We start from the raw sequence: 14,891 nt of genomic DNA, 5'->3' as shown, positions 1-14,891 counted from the left end.
AACGCGCCGCCCTTTCGCGTTTCGGCCAGCCGACGACGCGCGAGGGAGGTAGCCGCCGTTCTCGCCCTCGCGCCCAAGGCCGCCCCATGTCCACCGATACGCTCTTCGCCGCCGAGACCGCCGCCTCCGCCCCGGTCGAGATCACCATTCGCCGCCCGGACGACTGGCACGTCCACCTGCGCGACGGGGCGATGCTGCGGGCGGTGCTGCCCTTCACGGCGAACCAGTTCAAGCGCGCCATCATCATGCCGAACCTCGTGCCGCCGGTGACGAGCGTCGAGGCGGCAGCAAGCTACCGCGAGCGCATCCTGTCGGCGCTGCCCGAAGGCTCGGACTTCGAGCCGATGATGACGTGCTACCTGACCGACCACACGACGCCCGACGAGATCGAGCGCGGCTACCGCGAGGGCGTGTGGCGCGCGGCGAAGCTCTACCCGGCCGGTGCCACCACCAACTCGCATGCCGGCGTCACCGATATCGCGGCGCTGGCGCCCGTCCTGGAGCGCATGGAGCGCATCGGCATGGCGGTGCTGGTGCATGGCGAGGCCACCGACCCGGAGATCGACATCTTCGACCGCGAGGCCGCCTTCATGGAGGCGAGCCTCCTGCCCATGCTGCGTCGCCACGAGGGCTTGAGAGTGGTGGTGGAGCACGCGACCACGGCCGAGACGATCGACATCGTTCGCGCCCACGCCTCGCACGCGGCCTGCACCATCACGCCCCATCACCTCGTGATCAACCGGACGACGATCTTCCAAGGGGGCCTCAGGCCCCATCTCTACTGCCTGCCCGTCGCCAAGCGCGAGCGGCACCGGCAGGCGCTGCGCAAGGCGGCGACATCGGGCGAGGGCTGCTTCATGCTCGGCACGGACACCGCGCCCCACCGGCGCGGCGCCAAGCAGGCCGAGTGCTGCTCGGCCGGCATCTTCGGCGGGGCGACGGCGCTCCAGACCTATGTCCAGGTCTTCGACGAGGAAGGCGCGCTGGATCGCTTCGAGGCCTTCGCGAGCCTCAACGGTGCACGCTTCCATGGGATCCCGGTCAACGAGGGCACGATCACGCTGGTCAAGAAGCCCTCGACGGCGCTCGCCGCCGTGTCGGTCGAGGAGGAGGACGTCGTGGTGTTTCGGGGCGGCGAGCCCCTGCCCTGGTCGATCGGCGAAATCCGTCCCTGAGGACGGCATTGCCCGGCTGAAACGCGAAAAGGGCAGGCGGATCGCTCCGCCTGCCCTTCTTTCGTTGCGATGATCGAACGAGCGATCAGGACGAGTGGTAGGCCGCCTCGCCGTGGCTCGTGAGGTCGAGGCCTTCGCGCTCGGCTTCCACGCTCGGGCGCAGGCCGACCACCGCGTCGACGATCTTGTAGAGGATCGCCGAGACCACGCCGCAATAAACGATCGTGATGAGGACGGCGACGATCTGGGAATAGACCTGCCCGCCCATGGTGACGCCGTCGGCATAGCCGATGCCGCCGAGCGAGGTGGAGGCGAAGATGCCCGTGCCGATCGCGCCGACGATGCCGCCGATGCCGTGGATGCCGAACACGTCGAGTGAGTCGTCGTAGCCGGCCTTGGGCTTGACCACCGCCACGAAGAAGTAGCAGGCGGCCGAGGCGATGGCGCCGAGCACGATACCGCCGATCGGGCCGACGATGCCGGCCGCCGGAGTGACGGCGACGAGGCCGGCGATGATGCCGGACGCCGCACCCAGCATGGACGCCTTGCCGCGTGCCATCGCCTCGATCACGATCCAGGCCACCGTGGCGCCGGCCGTGGCGGTGAAGGTGTTGATCATGGCGAGCGCCGCGCCGCCGTTGGCCTCGAGGTTGGAGCCGGCGTTGAAGCCGAACCAGCCGACCCACAGGATGGAGGCACCGACCATGGTCAGCGTCATCGAGTGCGGAGCCATCATGTCACGGCCGAGCCCGGTGCGCTTGCCGACCAGGATCGCGCCGACGAGCGCGGCGATGCCGGCATTGATGTGCACCACCGTGCCGCCCGCGAAGTCGAGCGCGGCGACGCCGCCCGCATGCGCGCCGGTGAAGATCAGGCCGTTGGCATCCCACACCATGTGCGCGATGGGGAAGTAGACGATCGTCACCCAAAGGACGGTGAAGAGCACCACGGCCGAGAACTTGATGCGCTCGGCGAAGGCGCCCACGATCAGCGCCGGCGTGATGCAGGCGAAGGTCATCTGGAAGGCGATGAACACGAGTTCGGGGATCATCACCCCGTCCGTGAAGGTCGCCGACAGCGTGTCCGGGCCGATGCCGGCCAGGAACAGCTTGCCCGTGCCGCCCCAGAAGGCGCTGGTCGAGCCGCCGAAGGCGAAGGAATAGCCGTAGACGACATAGATGATCATCACCACGGCGGTGATGGTGACGCACTGCATGAGGACGGAGAGCATGTTCTTGGCGCGCACGAGGCCGCCGTAGAACAGGCCGAGGCCCGGCAGGATCATGAACAGCACGAGGACGGTCGAAACGAGCATCCAGGCGACGTCGCCCTTGTCCATCGTCTCGGCGACAGCGGCCGCCGCGTCGGGCACGGTCTGGGGCGCGGGCGCGACGCTGGCCTCCTGCGCCAGGGCGGCAACGGCGGAAAGGCCCGAAAGGGCCAGCGCCGCGGGAACAGTCTTCAACAAGCGCATGGTGTTTTCGTATCCCCTCAAAGCGCGTTCGCGTCGGTTTCGCCGGTGCGGATCCGGACCGCCTGGTCGATGCCGTAGACGAAGATCTTGCCGTCGCCGATCTGCCCGGTCTTGGCGCTCATCGCGATCACCTCGACGACGCGGTCCACCATGTCGGAGGGCACCGCCATCTCGATCTTGAGCTTGGGCAGGAAGCTTACGGCGTATTCGGTGCCGCGATAGATCTCCGTATGGCCCTTCTGGCGTCCGTAACCCTTCACCTCGGTCACGGTCAGGCCCTGGATCCCGACGGCGGTGAGCGCCTCGCGCACCTCGTCCAGCTTGAATGGCTTGATGATCGCCATCACGATTTTCATGTCCACCTCGAAACCTTCGCGCGGGTCGAAGCGTCCGCTCCCGGACACCTGACTGGATTGGGCGGCCCATCGGCGCAAGCACGAACGGGTCCACGCCTGACAAGCAAGCAAACTGCATGCCAACTCGCCGCGCAGCACGATTTCGCCATTTTTGTGCGGCGCGAAAGGGCTCGTTGCCGGATCGATGGTCAGGCGGGTTGACGCGATCCCGGGCGAAATGAACGATTTGGACGCAACTGCCGCGCGATTAGGCAGATGCGTGCCGGCGTCTCATCGCCGACGCCGGATCAGCCCTTCCTGCGCAACGGAGGCGACGAGGGTCCCATCCAGCGCGAAGAGCGAGCCACGGGTCAGGCCGCGCCCGCCGGACGAGCTCGGACTGTCCTGCGAGTAGAGATGCCAGTCGCCGACATGCACCGGACGGTGGAACCACATGGCGTGGTCGAGGCTGGCCGCCTGGATGCGCTCGTCGAACACCGACAGGCCGTGGGCGAAGAGCGAGGTGTCGAGAAGCGTCATGTCGGAGAGATAGGCGAGCGCCGCCGCGTTCAGCGCGGGATCATCGCCCAAGGGCGCGACGGTGCGCACCCAGACCTGCTGGCGCGGAGGCAGCTTGTCGCGCGTCAGGTAGTGGTCGAAGGATACGGGCCGAAACTCGACCGGGCGCGGCCGGCTCCAGTAGCGGCGGATCGGCTCGGGGGCGCGCTCAAGAATCTCGGCCGTCAGGTCGGCGGCCGAAGGCAGGTCGCCCGGGCGCGGCACGTCCGGCATCGCCATCTGATGGTCCAACCCCTCCTCGTGGCGCTGGAACGAGGCGGACAGGGTGAAGATCGCCTCGCCGTGCTGGATGCCGGTGACGATGCGCGTGGTGAACGAGCCCCCGTCGCGGATGCGGCGCACCTCAAAGATCACCGGTGCCTTGGGGTCTCCCGGCCGCATGAAGTAGCCGTGCAGCGAATGCACGCCGCGCTCAGCCGGAACCGTGCGCTGCGCGGCCACGAGGCTCTGGGCGATCACTTCGCCGCCGAAGGTGCGCTGCCAGCCGACCGTGGAACTGACGCCGCGATAGAGGTTTTCCTCGAGCTTTTCGAGGTCGAGCGACCGGACCAGCCGTTGGATCGTCTCGTTCATCGCATCCTTGCTCCTGCCTGCCGCCCCGCCTTGTCCGGCAATTCCTCGGCGCTCGCAAGTTGCCCCGGCACGCGGGCGCGCCTAGATCAGGAGATACATCCTCGGCGGCGATCCCGCCGTTCCCGTTCAGCCCGGAAGTTTCCCATGCCCGATTCCTTCGAGACCGACGCCGCCGCCGAGGACCAGCGCCGCGACATCGTGGTGGCGGGCGCGGGCTATGTGGGGCTGGCAACGGCAGTGGCGATCGCGCAGGCGGCGCCCAGCCTTCGCATCGTGCTGGTGGACGCCGCGCCGGGCGACGTCTGGCGACGGGACACGCGCGCTTCCGCCATCGCGGCCGCCGCCGTTCGCATGCTGGAGCGGCTGGAAGCCTGGGACGCGATCCGCGCCGAGGCGGAGCCGATCCGCGAGATGATCGTCACTGATTCGCGCCAGTCCGACCCGGTCCGCCCAGTGTTTTTGACGTTCGGGGGCGAGGCGGAGCCGGGCGAGCCCTTCGCCCATATGGTGCCGAACGTCGCGCTGAACGGGGCGCTGCGCAAGCGCGCCGAGGCGCTCGGCATCGAGATCCGCTCCGGCACCGCCGTCACCGGGCTGACGGAAGGGCCGGTCGATATCGCGGTGGAGCTTGACGGAGCCAAGGTCGTGCGCGCCCGCCTCCTGATCGCCGCCGATGGCGTCAAGTCGAAGATCCGCGACATGGCGGGCATCCGCACCGTGCATCAGGACTACGGCCAGTCCGGCATCGTCGTGACCGTCGCGCATGAGCGCCCGCACGAGGGGCGCGCCGAGGAGCATTTCCTGCCGGCCGGCCCCTTCGCCATCCTGCCGCTGCGCAACAACCGCTCCTCGCTGGTGTGGACCGAATCGACGGCGGAAGCCGAGCGCCTGCTTCGCGCCGACGAAATGGTGTTCGAGCTCGAGCTCGAGCAGCGCTTCGGCCTGAAGCTCGGGGCGCTCAGCGTCGAAGGGCGGCCGCGCGCCTTTCCGCTCGGGTTGACGCTGGCGCGCGACTTCGTGCGCCCGCGCGTCGCGCTGGCGGGTGATGCCGCGCACGGCATCCACCCGATCGCCGGCCAGGGGCTGAACCTCGGCTTCAAAGACGCGGCAGCCCTGGCGCAGGTGGTGGTGGAAGCCGCCCGCCTCGGGCGCGACATCGGCGCGCTCGACACCCTGGAGGACTACGGACGCTGGCGCCGTTTCGACACGGTGCAGATGGGCCTGACCACCGACATCCTGAACCGGCTGTTCTCCAACGACAACGCCTGGCTTCGCGCCGCGCGCTCCTTCGGCCTGTCGCTGGTGGACCGTGCCCCGCCCTTGAAGCGGCACTTCATCCGGCAGGCGTCGGGGCTCACCGGCGGCCCCTCGCCCCGCCTTCTCGCGGGGCAGCCGATCTGACGGGAACGGGAAATCGCGGGGAGACGCGCAAAATCCTTTCCCTTCGGCCCTTCGCTTTGGAACGCGCGACGGCGCAACCTGCGCGCCCTTCGCCTATTTAGAACCATGACAGCTTCACCGCGGCGATCGTCTCGCCTGCGGCCCCTAGGCATGGGCGGCGCTTTTTCGTCGCCGGGAAGGAATGGAATGGCGACCGAGGCCAAGGCGGGCGGAAAGAACAAGGGGCCCAAGCTCCCGGTGATCATGACCGCCAACGATCTTTTGGACGGCGAGGTCGTGTTCCTGACGCGCGAGGGCTGGAGCTTCGATCCGGGCGCGGCCTTGATCGCGGACGACGCCGAGACGGCCGAATGGATGGAGGAGGAAGGGCGCAAGGGCTTTGCGGCCAACCGCATCGTTGACCCCTATCTCGTTCCCGTGACGCGCGACGAGGCCGGCGCCGCGGTCGCCACGCATTTTCGCGAGGCGATCCGACAGAAGGGACCGACGATCCTGACGCAATACGGCAAGCAGGCCGACTTTTGAGATCGATACCGGCCGGGCGGACGCGCCCCGAGCGCCGGGCATGACGCGAAGCGGGTCGGAGCTTCGCGAGGGATAAGGAAGGACAGAGGGCCATGTATCGTTACGACGAATTCGACGAGCGCTTCGTGCGCGAGCGGGTCGCTCAGTTCCGCCATCAGGTGGAGCGGCGCCTCGACGGCTCGTTGTCGGACGACGAGTTCAAGCCGCTGCGCCTGAAGAACGGCCTCTACCTCCAGCTCCACGCCTACATGCTGCGCGTCGCCGTGCCTTACGGCACGATGAACTCCAAGCAGATGCGCCAGCTCGCCCACATCGCCGAGAAGTACGACAAGGGCTACGCGCATTTCACGACGCGCCAGAACCTCCAGTACAACTGGCCGAAGCTGAAGGACGTGCCGGACATTCTCGACCTCCTGGCCGATGTCGAGATGCACTGCATCCAGACGAGCGGAAACTGCATCCGCAACGTGACGGCCGACCAGTTCGCCGGGGTGGCCGCCGACGAGGTCGAGGACCCGCGCCCGACGGGCGAGTTGATCCGCCAATGGTCGAGCCTCCACCCGGAGTTTTCTTGGCTGCCGAGGAAGTTCAAGATCGCGGTGACGGGGGCCGAGCACGACCGGGCGGCGATCAAGGTCCACGACATCGGCCTGCGGATCCTCCGCCATGCGGAAACGAACGAGATCGGCTACGAGGTGATCGTGGGCGGCGGGCTCGGGCGCACGCCGATGATCGGCAAGGTGATCCGCGATTTCCTGCCCAAGGACGAGCTTCTCGCCTATCTGGAAGCCGTGATGCGCGTCTACAATGCGGAAGGACGGCGCGACAACAAGTACAAGGCGCGCGTGAAGATCCTCGTCCACGAGATCGGCACGGACGAGTTCAAGCAGCGCGTCGAGGCCGAATACGCCGAACTCGACGGGCCGACGATCAACGCGCCTCCGCAAGAGATCGAGCGCATCGCCCGCTACTTCGCTCCGCCCGCCTACGAGACGCTGCCCGAGACGTCGGACGCGTTCGAAGCGGCGCAGGCCGGCGACCCGGAGTTCGCCCGCTTCGTCGAGCAGAACGGGTTCAAACACCGCCAGCCCGGCTACATCGCGCTGACCGTGTCGTTGAAGCCGATCGGCGGCGTGCCGGGCGACATGTCGGACGCGCAGATGCGCGCCTTCGCCGACATCGCGCAAGCGTACTCGTTCGACGAATTCCGCGTCACGCACGTCCAGAACCTCGTCCTGCCGCATGTGAAGCTCGACGACGTGGCGGCGGTCTACGCGGCGCTGAAGGCGGCGGATCTCCATACCCCCAATGCCGGGCTCGTCACCGACATCATCGCCTGCCCGGGCCTCGACTACTGCGCGCTGGCGACCGCCCGCTCGATCCCGATCGCGCAGGACATCTCCAACCTCTTCGCAAGCCCCGAGCGACAGGCCGATCTCGGCCCCCTCCAGATTAAGATCTCGGGCTGCATCAACGCCTGCGGCCACCACCATGTCGGCCATATCGGCATTCTCGGGCTCGAGAAGTCGGGCCGCGAGAACTACCAGATCACGGTGGGCGGCGACGCTTCGCTGGACGCGAGCCTTGGCGAGCGCGTCGGACCGGGCATCGACGGCGATCAGGTCCCGGGCGCGATCGAGGCACTGGTGGCGGTCTACAAGCGCGAGCGGCAGGGGTCGGAAACCTTCATCGACACGGTGAAGCGCGCGGGGCTGGAGCCCTTCAAGGACGGCTTCTCCGCCTATGTCGCCGGGGAAACGGCAGGAGAGCCGGCATGAGCCTTCTTCTCGACGAAACCGGCGCCAAGACCGACGCCTATTCGCGCGTCGAAGAGGGCGCCGACCTGTCGCTGGTGGCGGGCGCCGTGCTCGTGCCGCTGACCGTGGTGGATCAGGCGATCGCCGACCGGCGCAATGCGCCGCTCGGGCTTCTCGTGGCCGGCGACACCCCGCTTTGTGCGATCGAGCCTTATTTCGGCGCAGTGGATCTCATCGCCGTCGCCTTCCCCTCGTTTTCCGACGGGCGCGGCCTGTCGCTCGCCAAGCGGCTGCGCCGGGCGGGCTTTGCCGGCACGCTGCGCGCCGCCGGCCCCCTGATCGCCGACCAGTTCCGCGAGGCGCTGGACTGCGGCTTCGACGAGATCGAACTGCCCGACGCGATGGCCGCGCGCCAGCCGGTGGAGCAGTGGCTGGCCGCCAAGGACATCGTGCGCGACCACTACCAGACCGGCTACGGCGAGGAGCTCAGCATCCTGCAGAAGCGCTTGGCCGCGCGCCGGGCGAGCGCATGAGCGCGGCCAACACGGAGGTGGTGGACGCGCTGAACGCCGCCTTCGAAGGCCAAAGCCCGCTGGAGCGACTGCGAACCCTTCGCGACACCGTGCCGGGGCGCATCGTCTTCACCACCTCGCTCGGGATCGAGGACCAGATGCTGACGCATCTGATCTTCTCGGAGAAGCTGAAGATCGAGGTCGTCACGCTCGACACCGGCCGGCTGTTTCCCGAAACCTACACGCTGTGGCAGGAAACCGAGAACCGCTACGGCCGGCGCATCAAGGCGAAATATCCGCAGGCCGAGGCCTTGGAAGAGCTGATCGACGACCAAGGCATCAACGGCTTCTACTTCGCGCCCGAAATGCGCAAGGCCTGTTGCGGCGTGCGCAAGGTCGAGCCCTTGAACCGCGCCCTGGCGGGCGCCAGCGCATGGATCGCCGGTCTTCGGCGCGACCAGTCCACCAACCGCGAGACGATGGACTTCGTCAGCCTCGACATCGGGCGCGGCCTCGTGAAGGCCAACCCCTTGTTCGACTGGACGCGCGACGAAATCGCCGAGTTCACGGCGCGCAACGGGGTGCCGGTCAACGCGCTGCATGCGCAAGGCTTCCTGTCGATCGGCTGCGCTCCCTGCACCCGCGCCATCCGGCCCGGCGAAGTGGAGCGTGCCGGGCGCTGGTGGTGGGAGGACGAGACGCGGCGCGAATGCGGCCTCCATGTGGACGACCCGGTCGCCGTCAGCGATACCGAAACTATGAAGGCCGCCATCCGGGACCGGGCGAGCTTCTAGCTAGCCCACCCCCGTTCCAGCCGGCTCCCCTGCCGGTCGTATCGATCATCCGGGCCTCAAGGCCCAGCGGAAAGCCATTTTTCCCATGAAGCACATGACGCATCTGCAACGCCTCGAGGCGGAGTCGATCTTCATCATCCGGGAGGTCGCCGCGACCGCCGACAATCCGGTGATGCTGTATTCGATCGGCAAGGATTCGGCCGTGATGCTGCATCTCGCGATGAAGGCCTTCGCGCCGGGCAAGCCGCCCTTCCCGCTCCTTCATGTCGACACGACCTGGAAGTTCCGCGAGATGATCGAGTTCCGCGACAAGATCGCCAGGGATCTCGGCCTCGATCTCATCGTCCACATCAACGAGGAGGGCGTGAAGGCCGGCGTCAACCCGTTCGATTCCGGCAGCCGCGTCCACACCGACGTGATGAAGACGGAAGGGCTGAAGCAGGCGCTCGCCATCCACAAGTTCGACGCCGCCTTCGGCGGCGCGCGCCGCGACGAGGAAAAGAGCCGCGCCAAGGAGCGCATCTTCTCGCTGCGCTCGGCCGAGCACCGCTGGGAGCCCAAGAACCAGCGCCCCGAGCCCTGGCGCCTGTTCAACACGCGCAAGCGGCAGGGCGAGAGCTTTCGCGTCTTCCCCCTGTCGAATTGGACGGAAGCCGACGTCTGGGACTATATCGCGCTGGAAAACATTCCGGTCGTGCCGCTCTACTTCGCCAAGAAGCGCCCGGTCGTGGTGCGCGACGGCATGATCATCATGCGCGACGACGAGCGCATGAAGCTTCTCCCCGGCGAAACGGTCGAGGAGATGACGATTCGCTTCCGCACCCTCGGCTGCTATCCGCTGACGGGCGCGGTGCGCTCCGAGGCCGACAGTCTGGAAGGCATCATCTCGGAAATGCGGGGCTCGCGCTCCTCCGAGCGCGAGGGGCGGCTGATCGACAAGGACGGCGGCGCCTCCATGGAAGAAAAGAAGCAGGAAGGCTACTTTTGATGACCGGTGCCCTAAAGACCCCGGGTTCCGCCCATGACGACGTGCTGGCGACCTCCGCCAACGAGCGGGCGATCGCGGAGGACGAGACCTTCGCCGGCCCGGCGCCGGACGACGCCGTGGCCGACCCGGAGACCGGCGCGATCGTCGATCCGCAGGCCGACATGCCGCTTCTGGCGTCCCCCGCCGAATCCCTCCTGCGCTTCATCACCTGCGGCTCGGTGGACGACGGCAAGTCGACTCTGATCGGCCGCCTCCTCTACGACACGAAATCCGTCTTCGACGACCAGTTGGAGGCTCTGAAGCGCGACTCCAGAAAGTTCGGCACGACGGGCGAGGACATGGACTTCGCGCTTCTCGTCGACGGCCTGTCGGCCGAGCGCGAGCAGGGCATCACGATCGACGTCGCCTATCGCTACTTCTCGACGGGCGCGCGCGCCTTCATCATCGCCGACACGCCGGGACACGAGCAGTACACCCGCAACATGGCGACGGGCGCCTCCCAGGCCGAACTCGCCGTGATCCTGGTGGACGCGCGAAAAGGCATCCTGCCCCAGACGCGGCGCCATTCCTTCATCACCTCGATGGTCGGCATCCAGTCGGTGATCGTGGCGGTCAACAAGATGGACCTCGTCGACTTCGACGAGGCGACATTCCGCGAGATCGTCAGGGGATACGAAGCGATCCGCCCCGACCTCGGCTTCACCGAGGTCAGCTACATTCCCTTGTCGGCCAAGAACGGCGACAATCTCGCCGACCGCTCCGCCCATACGCCGTGGTACGACGGGCCGACTCTCTTGGAGGCCCTGGAGCGGGCCGAGCCGACGACGCTGAACGCCGGATCGCCGCAGTTCCGCCTGCCGGTTCAATGGGTGAACCGCCCGAACCTCGACTTTCGCGGTTTCTGCGGCACGGTGGCGGGCGGGCGCATCGCTAAAGGAGACGCGATCCTGTCGCTGCCCAGCCGCCAGCGCAGCCGCGTTCGCGCCATCTTCGGCCCGAACGGCGAGGTGGACGAGGCCGAGGACGGCGAGGCGATCACCCTGACGCTGACCGACGAGATCGACGCCTCGCGCGGCGACGTGATCGTGCGCGAGGGAGATCCGATCGCGCCCCAGGCCCGCGTCGAGGCCGAGCTTCTCTGGATGGTGGATCGTCCGCTGATCGCGGGCGCGCGCGTCGTCGCCCGGATCGGCTCGGCGCAGACGCCGGCGACCGTTCGCACCTTGCGCGAGGCGGTCGATATCCATTCCTACCAGCCGCGCGCGGCCAACGCGCTCCTGATGAACGAGATCGGGCGCGTTGCGATCGCCTTCGACAAGCCGCCGGTGGTCGCGACCTATCGCGAAAGCCGCGAGCTCGGCGCCTTCATCCTGGTCGATCAGTTGACCAACGAGACGGTGGCGCTCGGTGTCGTCACCGGCCTCGCCCCCGAGCCGGCGCCCGCCACCGCCGCCCCCGGCACCCCGCCGCCCCCCGTGGCCTCGGCGACCGGCTTCCAAAGGGCCAAGGCCGAATGGTTGGGGCCCTCGCTCGCGGCCGATCCGGCGCGCGCGCGCGGCGTCACCCTGTTCCGCGTGGCGGCGGCGATCCTGATGGCGGTGATCTCGGTGCTGCTCGGCCTTGCCATCTGGCAGGCGCTGATCCTCGGCGTCCTCGACTTCACGCTACGCCCGCTCCTGCGCCGGCTGATGGTTCCGGCCGAAACGGAAGCGCGGCCCGTCGATCCGACCGATGTCGGGGACGGGGCGGGAATCTAACGGCGCTGCGGCCCGGCGCCACAGCCGGGCCGCGCTTCAATCGAGCTCGCGCGCTTCCGAAGGGAGCATGATGGGAATGCCGTTGCGGATGGGATAGGCGAGCCGCGCGGCCTTGGACACGAGCTCGCCCCGCTCCGCGTCGTAGGTGAGCTGTGTCTTCGTCAGCGGGCAGACCAGAAGTTCGAGGAGCTTCGGGTCCGGCCGGTTGCGCTGTGTGTCGTCCGCCATCGGCGTCGATCCCTTCGATCGCAGTTTGGGAGCATGTCCGGCGAGCGAGTGCTTGCCCGGCGGACGTCACCGGTTCCCTATTGCAGGATCTGCCCGCGTCCGTCTTCGGAATTCTCGCGTGCCAGCGAGATCTCGGTGATCGCGACCAGCGTCTGCGCCCGCGTCCTGAGATCGGGCGCTTCCAGAAGCGCCTGCTTTTCGGCCGCGCCATAGGGCGACATCATCGACAGGGCGTTGACCAGCGTCTCGTTGGAGGCCTTGGAGATGCTGTCCCAGTCCGCTTCCAGCTGGTTCGCTTCGAGATAAAGCCGGAACGCGCGCAGGAGCTCGTCTCGGTCCACCGCTTCCGAGCCCTCGCCCGGATCGAGGTCGGCCGAGAAGGGTGCGACGCGGCAGGCTCGGAACGGCGTTCGAACGCTGAGTTCCTCCAGAATGCGAAACCGCGCGATGCCCTGGAGGCTGATGAGATAGCGCCCGTCCCCGCTTTCGGAAAACGAGGTGATGCGCCCGAGGCAACCCACGGCGCAGAGTTCCGGCTCGCCGTCGGCGCGAACAGTGCCGTCGAGCCGCGGCTGGATCATGCCGATCACCCGGTCGCTCGCCATCGCCTCGTCGAACATGGCGAGATAGCGCGGCTCGAAGATGTTGAGCGGCATCTGGCCGCCCGGCAGGAGAAGGGCGCCGGAAAGGGGAAACACGGGAACCGTGTCCGGGAGCTCCTCTTCCGTGCGGTAGTTGACGTTTCCGACCTGAACCAAGGCTTGGGCCTCCCTTCGCGTCTCCCCGCAAGTGGCGCGGAGGGCCGGGAACTCAAGAGAGGGTCCGCAAGGATGCAGAACGTTCTGCTTCCAGAGTCGGAAGCGACAGGACGATTCCGGCAAGCCTTCCCTAAGCACCCCCGGGCCGAGCAACTTCGCGTTGCCGAGCAAGGGACAAGCGGGGGACTGCGTGGATGTTTCCACTCGCCCTTTTCGTCGCAGGTGTTGCGACGCCCGTCCTTTAGCGGAACAGAAGCGAGGACAGCTTGCGCCGGCCGTCCTTCGTGGCGGGATCGGCCGGGCCCCAGGCCTCGAAGAATTCGAGGAGCTTACGCCGCGCGCCGTCGTCGTCGAAGGCGCGGTCGCGCCGGACGATCTCGAGAAGCTGGTCGGCCGCCGTACCGCGTTCGCCCTTGGCCTGTGCGATCAGGGCGAGGTCGAAGCGGGCGGCATGGTCGTCCGGATCGGCGCGAAGGCGCGCTTCCAGCGCCGCCGGATCGCCGAGCCCGGCAATTTCCTCGAACAGCTTCAGCTGCGTCCTGACCGTGGCGAACGCCGGATCGTCGAGAAGGGCAGGCGGCAGCTGGTCCGCCAAGGCCTTGGCGCGCGCCGTATCGCCGGCGGCCAGATAGCATTCGGCAAGGCCGGCGGCCGCCTTGGCATTCTCGGGGTCGTGCTGCAGCACCGCGCCGAACACCTGGGACGCGCGGGCGGCATCGCCCGCCTTCAGAAGCTCGCCCGCCTGTTCCAGAGCCTCGGCCAGCGGATCGCCGCCCGGCGCCGGCTGGCCGGCGGTCAGCCGGTCGATGAAGGCCTTCACTTCGCTTTCGGGAAGCGCCCCCATGAAGCCGTCGACCGGCTGGCCGTTGTGGAAGGCGAACACGGCCGGGATCGACTGGACGCCGAGCTGCCCGGCGATGGACGGATGGTCGTCGATGTTCATCTTGACGAGCTTGACGCGTCCGCCCGCCGCCTGGACCGCCCGCTCCAGGATCGGCGTCAGCTGCTTGCAGGGGCCGCACCACGGCGCCCAGAAGTCGACGAGCACCGGCTGGTTGCGCGATTCGCGCACCACGTCGGTCGAGAAGTTCGCCGTGGTCGTGTCCTTGACGAGATCACCCATCGGAGCGGTTGCCGCATTCGCGCCGCCCGGGTTCGGCGAAGTGGTCTGCGCGCCATAGCCGCCGAGGGCGGACGCATAGGGATTGTTGCTCATCGAAACCGTCCATTGCTCGCCGGCCGTGACGCGGAACCGATCGCGAAGGACGCGAGAGGAGCGGCAAGGCGCAAAAAACCATCCCCGGGGGCTGATCGACCCATCGAAGCCTCTGGGGATGACAGGTCCCCATATCGGGCGCAAGCCCTGCCCCATCAAGGCCGAAAGGCCAGCACGGAAGCGTTCGCAAACCGGTTCCGCCTATGGCCGGAACGAGTGCCCTTCCAGCCGGAACCATCCCCTTCCCGTTCCGGAACGGGCGCTACGAATGGAGGATGCTCGTCCCGCAACGGCCTTGGTTTCAGCTTCCCGACAAAGGGTAAAATGCCGCTATTTTCCCTGTTGCAATCGGCCGACGATTGAGCGATAAGCGCCTCACCGCTGGCGCCGACGCGCTGCCAGCGAGGAGCGGGCGGGCGTAGCTCAGGGGTAGAGCACAACCTTGCCAAGGTTGGGGTCGTGGGTTCGAATCCCATCGCCCGCTCCAATTATCCCCAACGAAGACAAGCTGATACCAACTCGACTAAGTTTATTGATCAGCACGCGTTTGTTTGTGATGTCCACTGGGTGTCCACCCTTTGCGCTGTTGGATCGGCACACCTGAGGAATATCGGCAACTCGGGTAAAGCTCCCTCGCTATCCTCGGATAGAAGGAGGAAGATAGATTCAAACCATACCTTCCTGATGATCACAGTGGCCTGCCCCCATCAGGTGGCCCGGTTGAACTCTAATGCATGGTTGGCTTGTCGGCGACGTCTGAGGTGGCCGGCGAAGCGGGTTGGGGTGGCGCAGCCGGCCACGGCACGGCGGCTGGAGCGG

General features: G+C 67.5%; 14 protein-coding genes and 1 tRNA gene. 9 read left to right on the top strand and 6 right to left on the bottom strand.

The window, feature by feature from the left end:
- Positions 1–86: 86 nt before the first annotated feature.
- Positions 87–1,175 carry a dihydroorotase gene (gene pyrC / locus H7A85_RS18395; RefSeq protein WP_182421981.1) on the top strand — a complete coding sequence of 363 codons (1,089 nt, stop codon included), beginning with the start codon at positions 87–89 and terminating at the stop codon, positions 1,173–1,175.
- Positions 1,176–1,260: 85 nt separating this feature from the next.
- On the opposite strand, the gene H7A85_RS18390 is transcribed toward pyrC, so the two are convergent.
- From H7A85_RS18390 to H7A85_RS18380, 3 genes are all read right to left on the bottom strand, one after another.
- A complete protein-coding gene (locus tag H7A85_RS18390) occupies positions 1,261–2,649 on the bottom strand; it encodes an ammonium transporter (protein ID WP_182421980.1) in 1,389 nt (462 codons plus the stop codon).
- 17 nt (positions 2,650–2,666) lie between these two features.
- Positions 2,667–3,005 carry a P-II family nitrogen regulator gene (locus tag H7A85_RS18385; RefSeq protein WP_182422042.1) on the bottom strand — a complete coding sequence of 113 codons (339 nt, stop codon included), beginning with the start codon at positions 3,003–3,005 and terminating at the stop codon, positions 2,667–2,669.
- A gap of 270 nt (positions 3,006–3,275) precedes the next feature.
- Positions 3,276–4,136 (bottom strand): acyl-CoA thioesterase II, encoded by an 861-nt coding sequence (locus tag H7A85_RS18380; RefSeq protein ID WP_182421979.1) that lies wholly within the window; start codon positions 4,134–4,136, stop codon positions 3,276–3,278.
- A 144-nt stretch (positions 4,137–4,280) separates the two neighbouring features.
- On the opposite strand from H7A85_RS18380, the gene H7A85_RS18375 reads away from it, so the two are divergent.
- The 7 genes from H7A85_RS18375 (at position 4,281) to H7A85_RS18345 (ending at position 11,870) form a co-directional block, all read left to right on the top strand.
- A complete protein-coding gene (locus tag H7A85_RS18375; RefSeq protein WP_182421978.1) occupies positions 4,281–5,537 on the top strand; it encodes a ubiquinone biosynthesis hydroxylase in 1,257 nt (418 codons plus the stop codon).
- A gap of 186 nt (positions 5,538–5,723) precedes the next feature.
- Positions 5,724–6,062 (top strand): DUF2849 domain-containing protein, encoded by a 339-nt coding sequence (locus H7A85_RS18370; protein WP_182421977.1) that lies wholly within the window; start codon positions 5,724–5,726, stop codon positions 6,060–6,062.
- Positions 6,063–6,154: 92 nt separating this feature from the next.
- Positions 6,155–7,840, top strand: coding sequence for a nitrite/sulfite reductase (locus H7A85_RS18365; protein ID WP_182421976.1), 1,686 nt, complete (start codon positions 6,155–6,157; stop codon positions 7,838–7,840).
- Positions 7,837–8,352 carry a DUF934 domain-containing protein gene (locus H7A85_RS18360; RefSeq protein WP_182421975.1) on the top strand — a complete coding sequence of 172 codons (516 nt, stop codon included), beginning with the start codon at positions 7,837–7,839 and terminating at the stop codon, positions 8,350–8,352. Before H7A85_RS18365 ends, H7A85_RS18360 begins: the two co-directional genes overlap by 4 nt.
- A complete protein-coding gene (locus H7A85_RS18355; protein WP_182421974.1) occupies positions 8,349–9,125 on the top strand; it encodes a phosphoadenylyl-sulfate reductase in 777 nt (258 codons plus the stop codon). Before H7A85_RS18360 ends, H7A85_RS18355 begins: the two co-directional genes overlap by 4 nt.
- Before the next feature lie 85 nt (positions 9,126–9,210).
- Positions 9,211–10,113 (top strand): sulfate adenylyltransferase subunit CysD, encoded by a 903-nt coding sequence (gene cysD / locus H7A85_RS18350; RefSeq protein ID WP_182421973.1) that lies wholly within the window; start codon positions 9,211–9,213, stop codon positions 10,111–10,113.
- Positions 10,113–11,870, top strand: coding sequence for a GTP-binding protein (locus H7A85_RS18345; protein ID WP_182421972.1), 1,758 nt, complete (start codon positions 10,113–10,115; stop codon positions 11,868–11,870). Before cysD ends, H7A85_RS18345 begins: the two co-directional genes overlap by 1 nt.
- Before the next feature lie 36 nt (positions 11,871–11,906).
- On the opposite strand, the gene H7A85_RS18340 is transcribed toward H7A85_RS18345, so the two are convergent.
- From H7A85_RS18340 to trxA, 3 genes are all read right to left on the bottom strand, one after another.
- Positions 11,907–12,098, bottom strand: coding sequence for a Trm112 family protein (locus H7A85_RS18340; protein WP_182421971.1), 192 nt, complete (start codon positions 12,096–12,098; stop codon positions 11,907–11,909).
- 77 nt (positions 12,099–12,175) lie between these two features.
- Positions 12,176–12,856, bottom strand: a complete 681-nt coding sequence (locus tag H7A85_RS18335; protein WP_182421970.1) for an LON peptidase substrate-binding domain-containing protein — start codon at positions 12,854–12,856, stop codon at positions 12,176–12,178.
- Between the two features lie 241 nt (positions 12,857–13,097).
- Entirely contained in the window at positions 13,098–14,072 is a 975-nt protein-coding gene (gene trxA, locus H7A85_RS18330; RefSeq protein WP_182421969.1) for a thioredoxin, read from the bottom strand.
- A 412-nt stretch (positions 14,073–14,484) separates the two neighbouring features.
- Between trxA and H7A85_RS18325 the strand changes: the two genes are divergently transcribed.
- Positions 14,485–14,559 (top strand) — tRNA-Gly (locus H7A85_RS18325).
- The last annotated feature ends 332 nt before the right edge of the window (positions 14,560–14,891 follow it).

The sequence above is a fragment of the Aureimonas sp. ME7 genome, from assembly GCF_903970965.1.
Taxonomy (GTDB): Bacteria; Pseudomonadota; Alphaproteobacteria; order Rhizobiales; family Rhizobiaceae; genus Aureimonas.
This window is presented reverse-complemented; position numbering and strand designations above follow the sequence as displayed.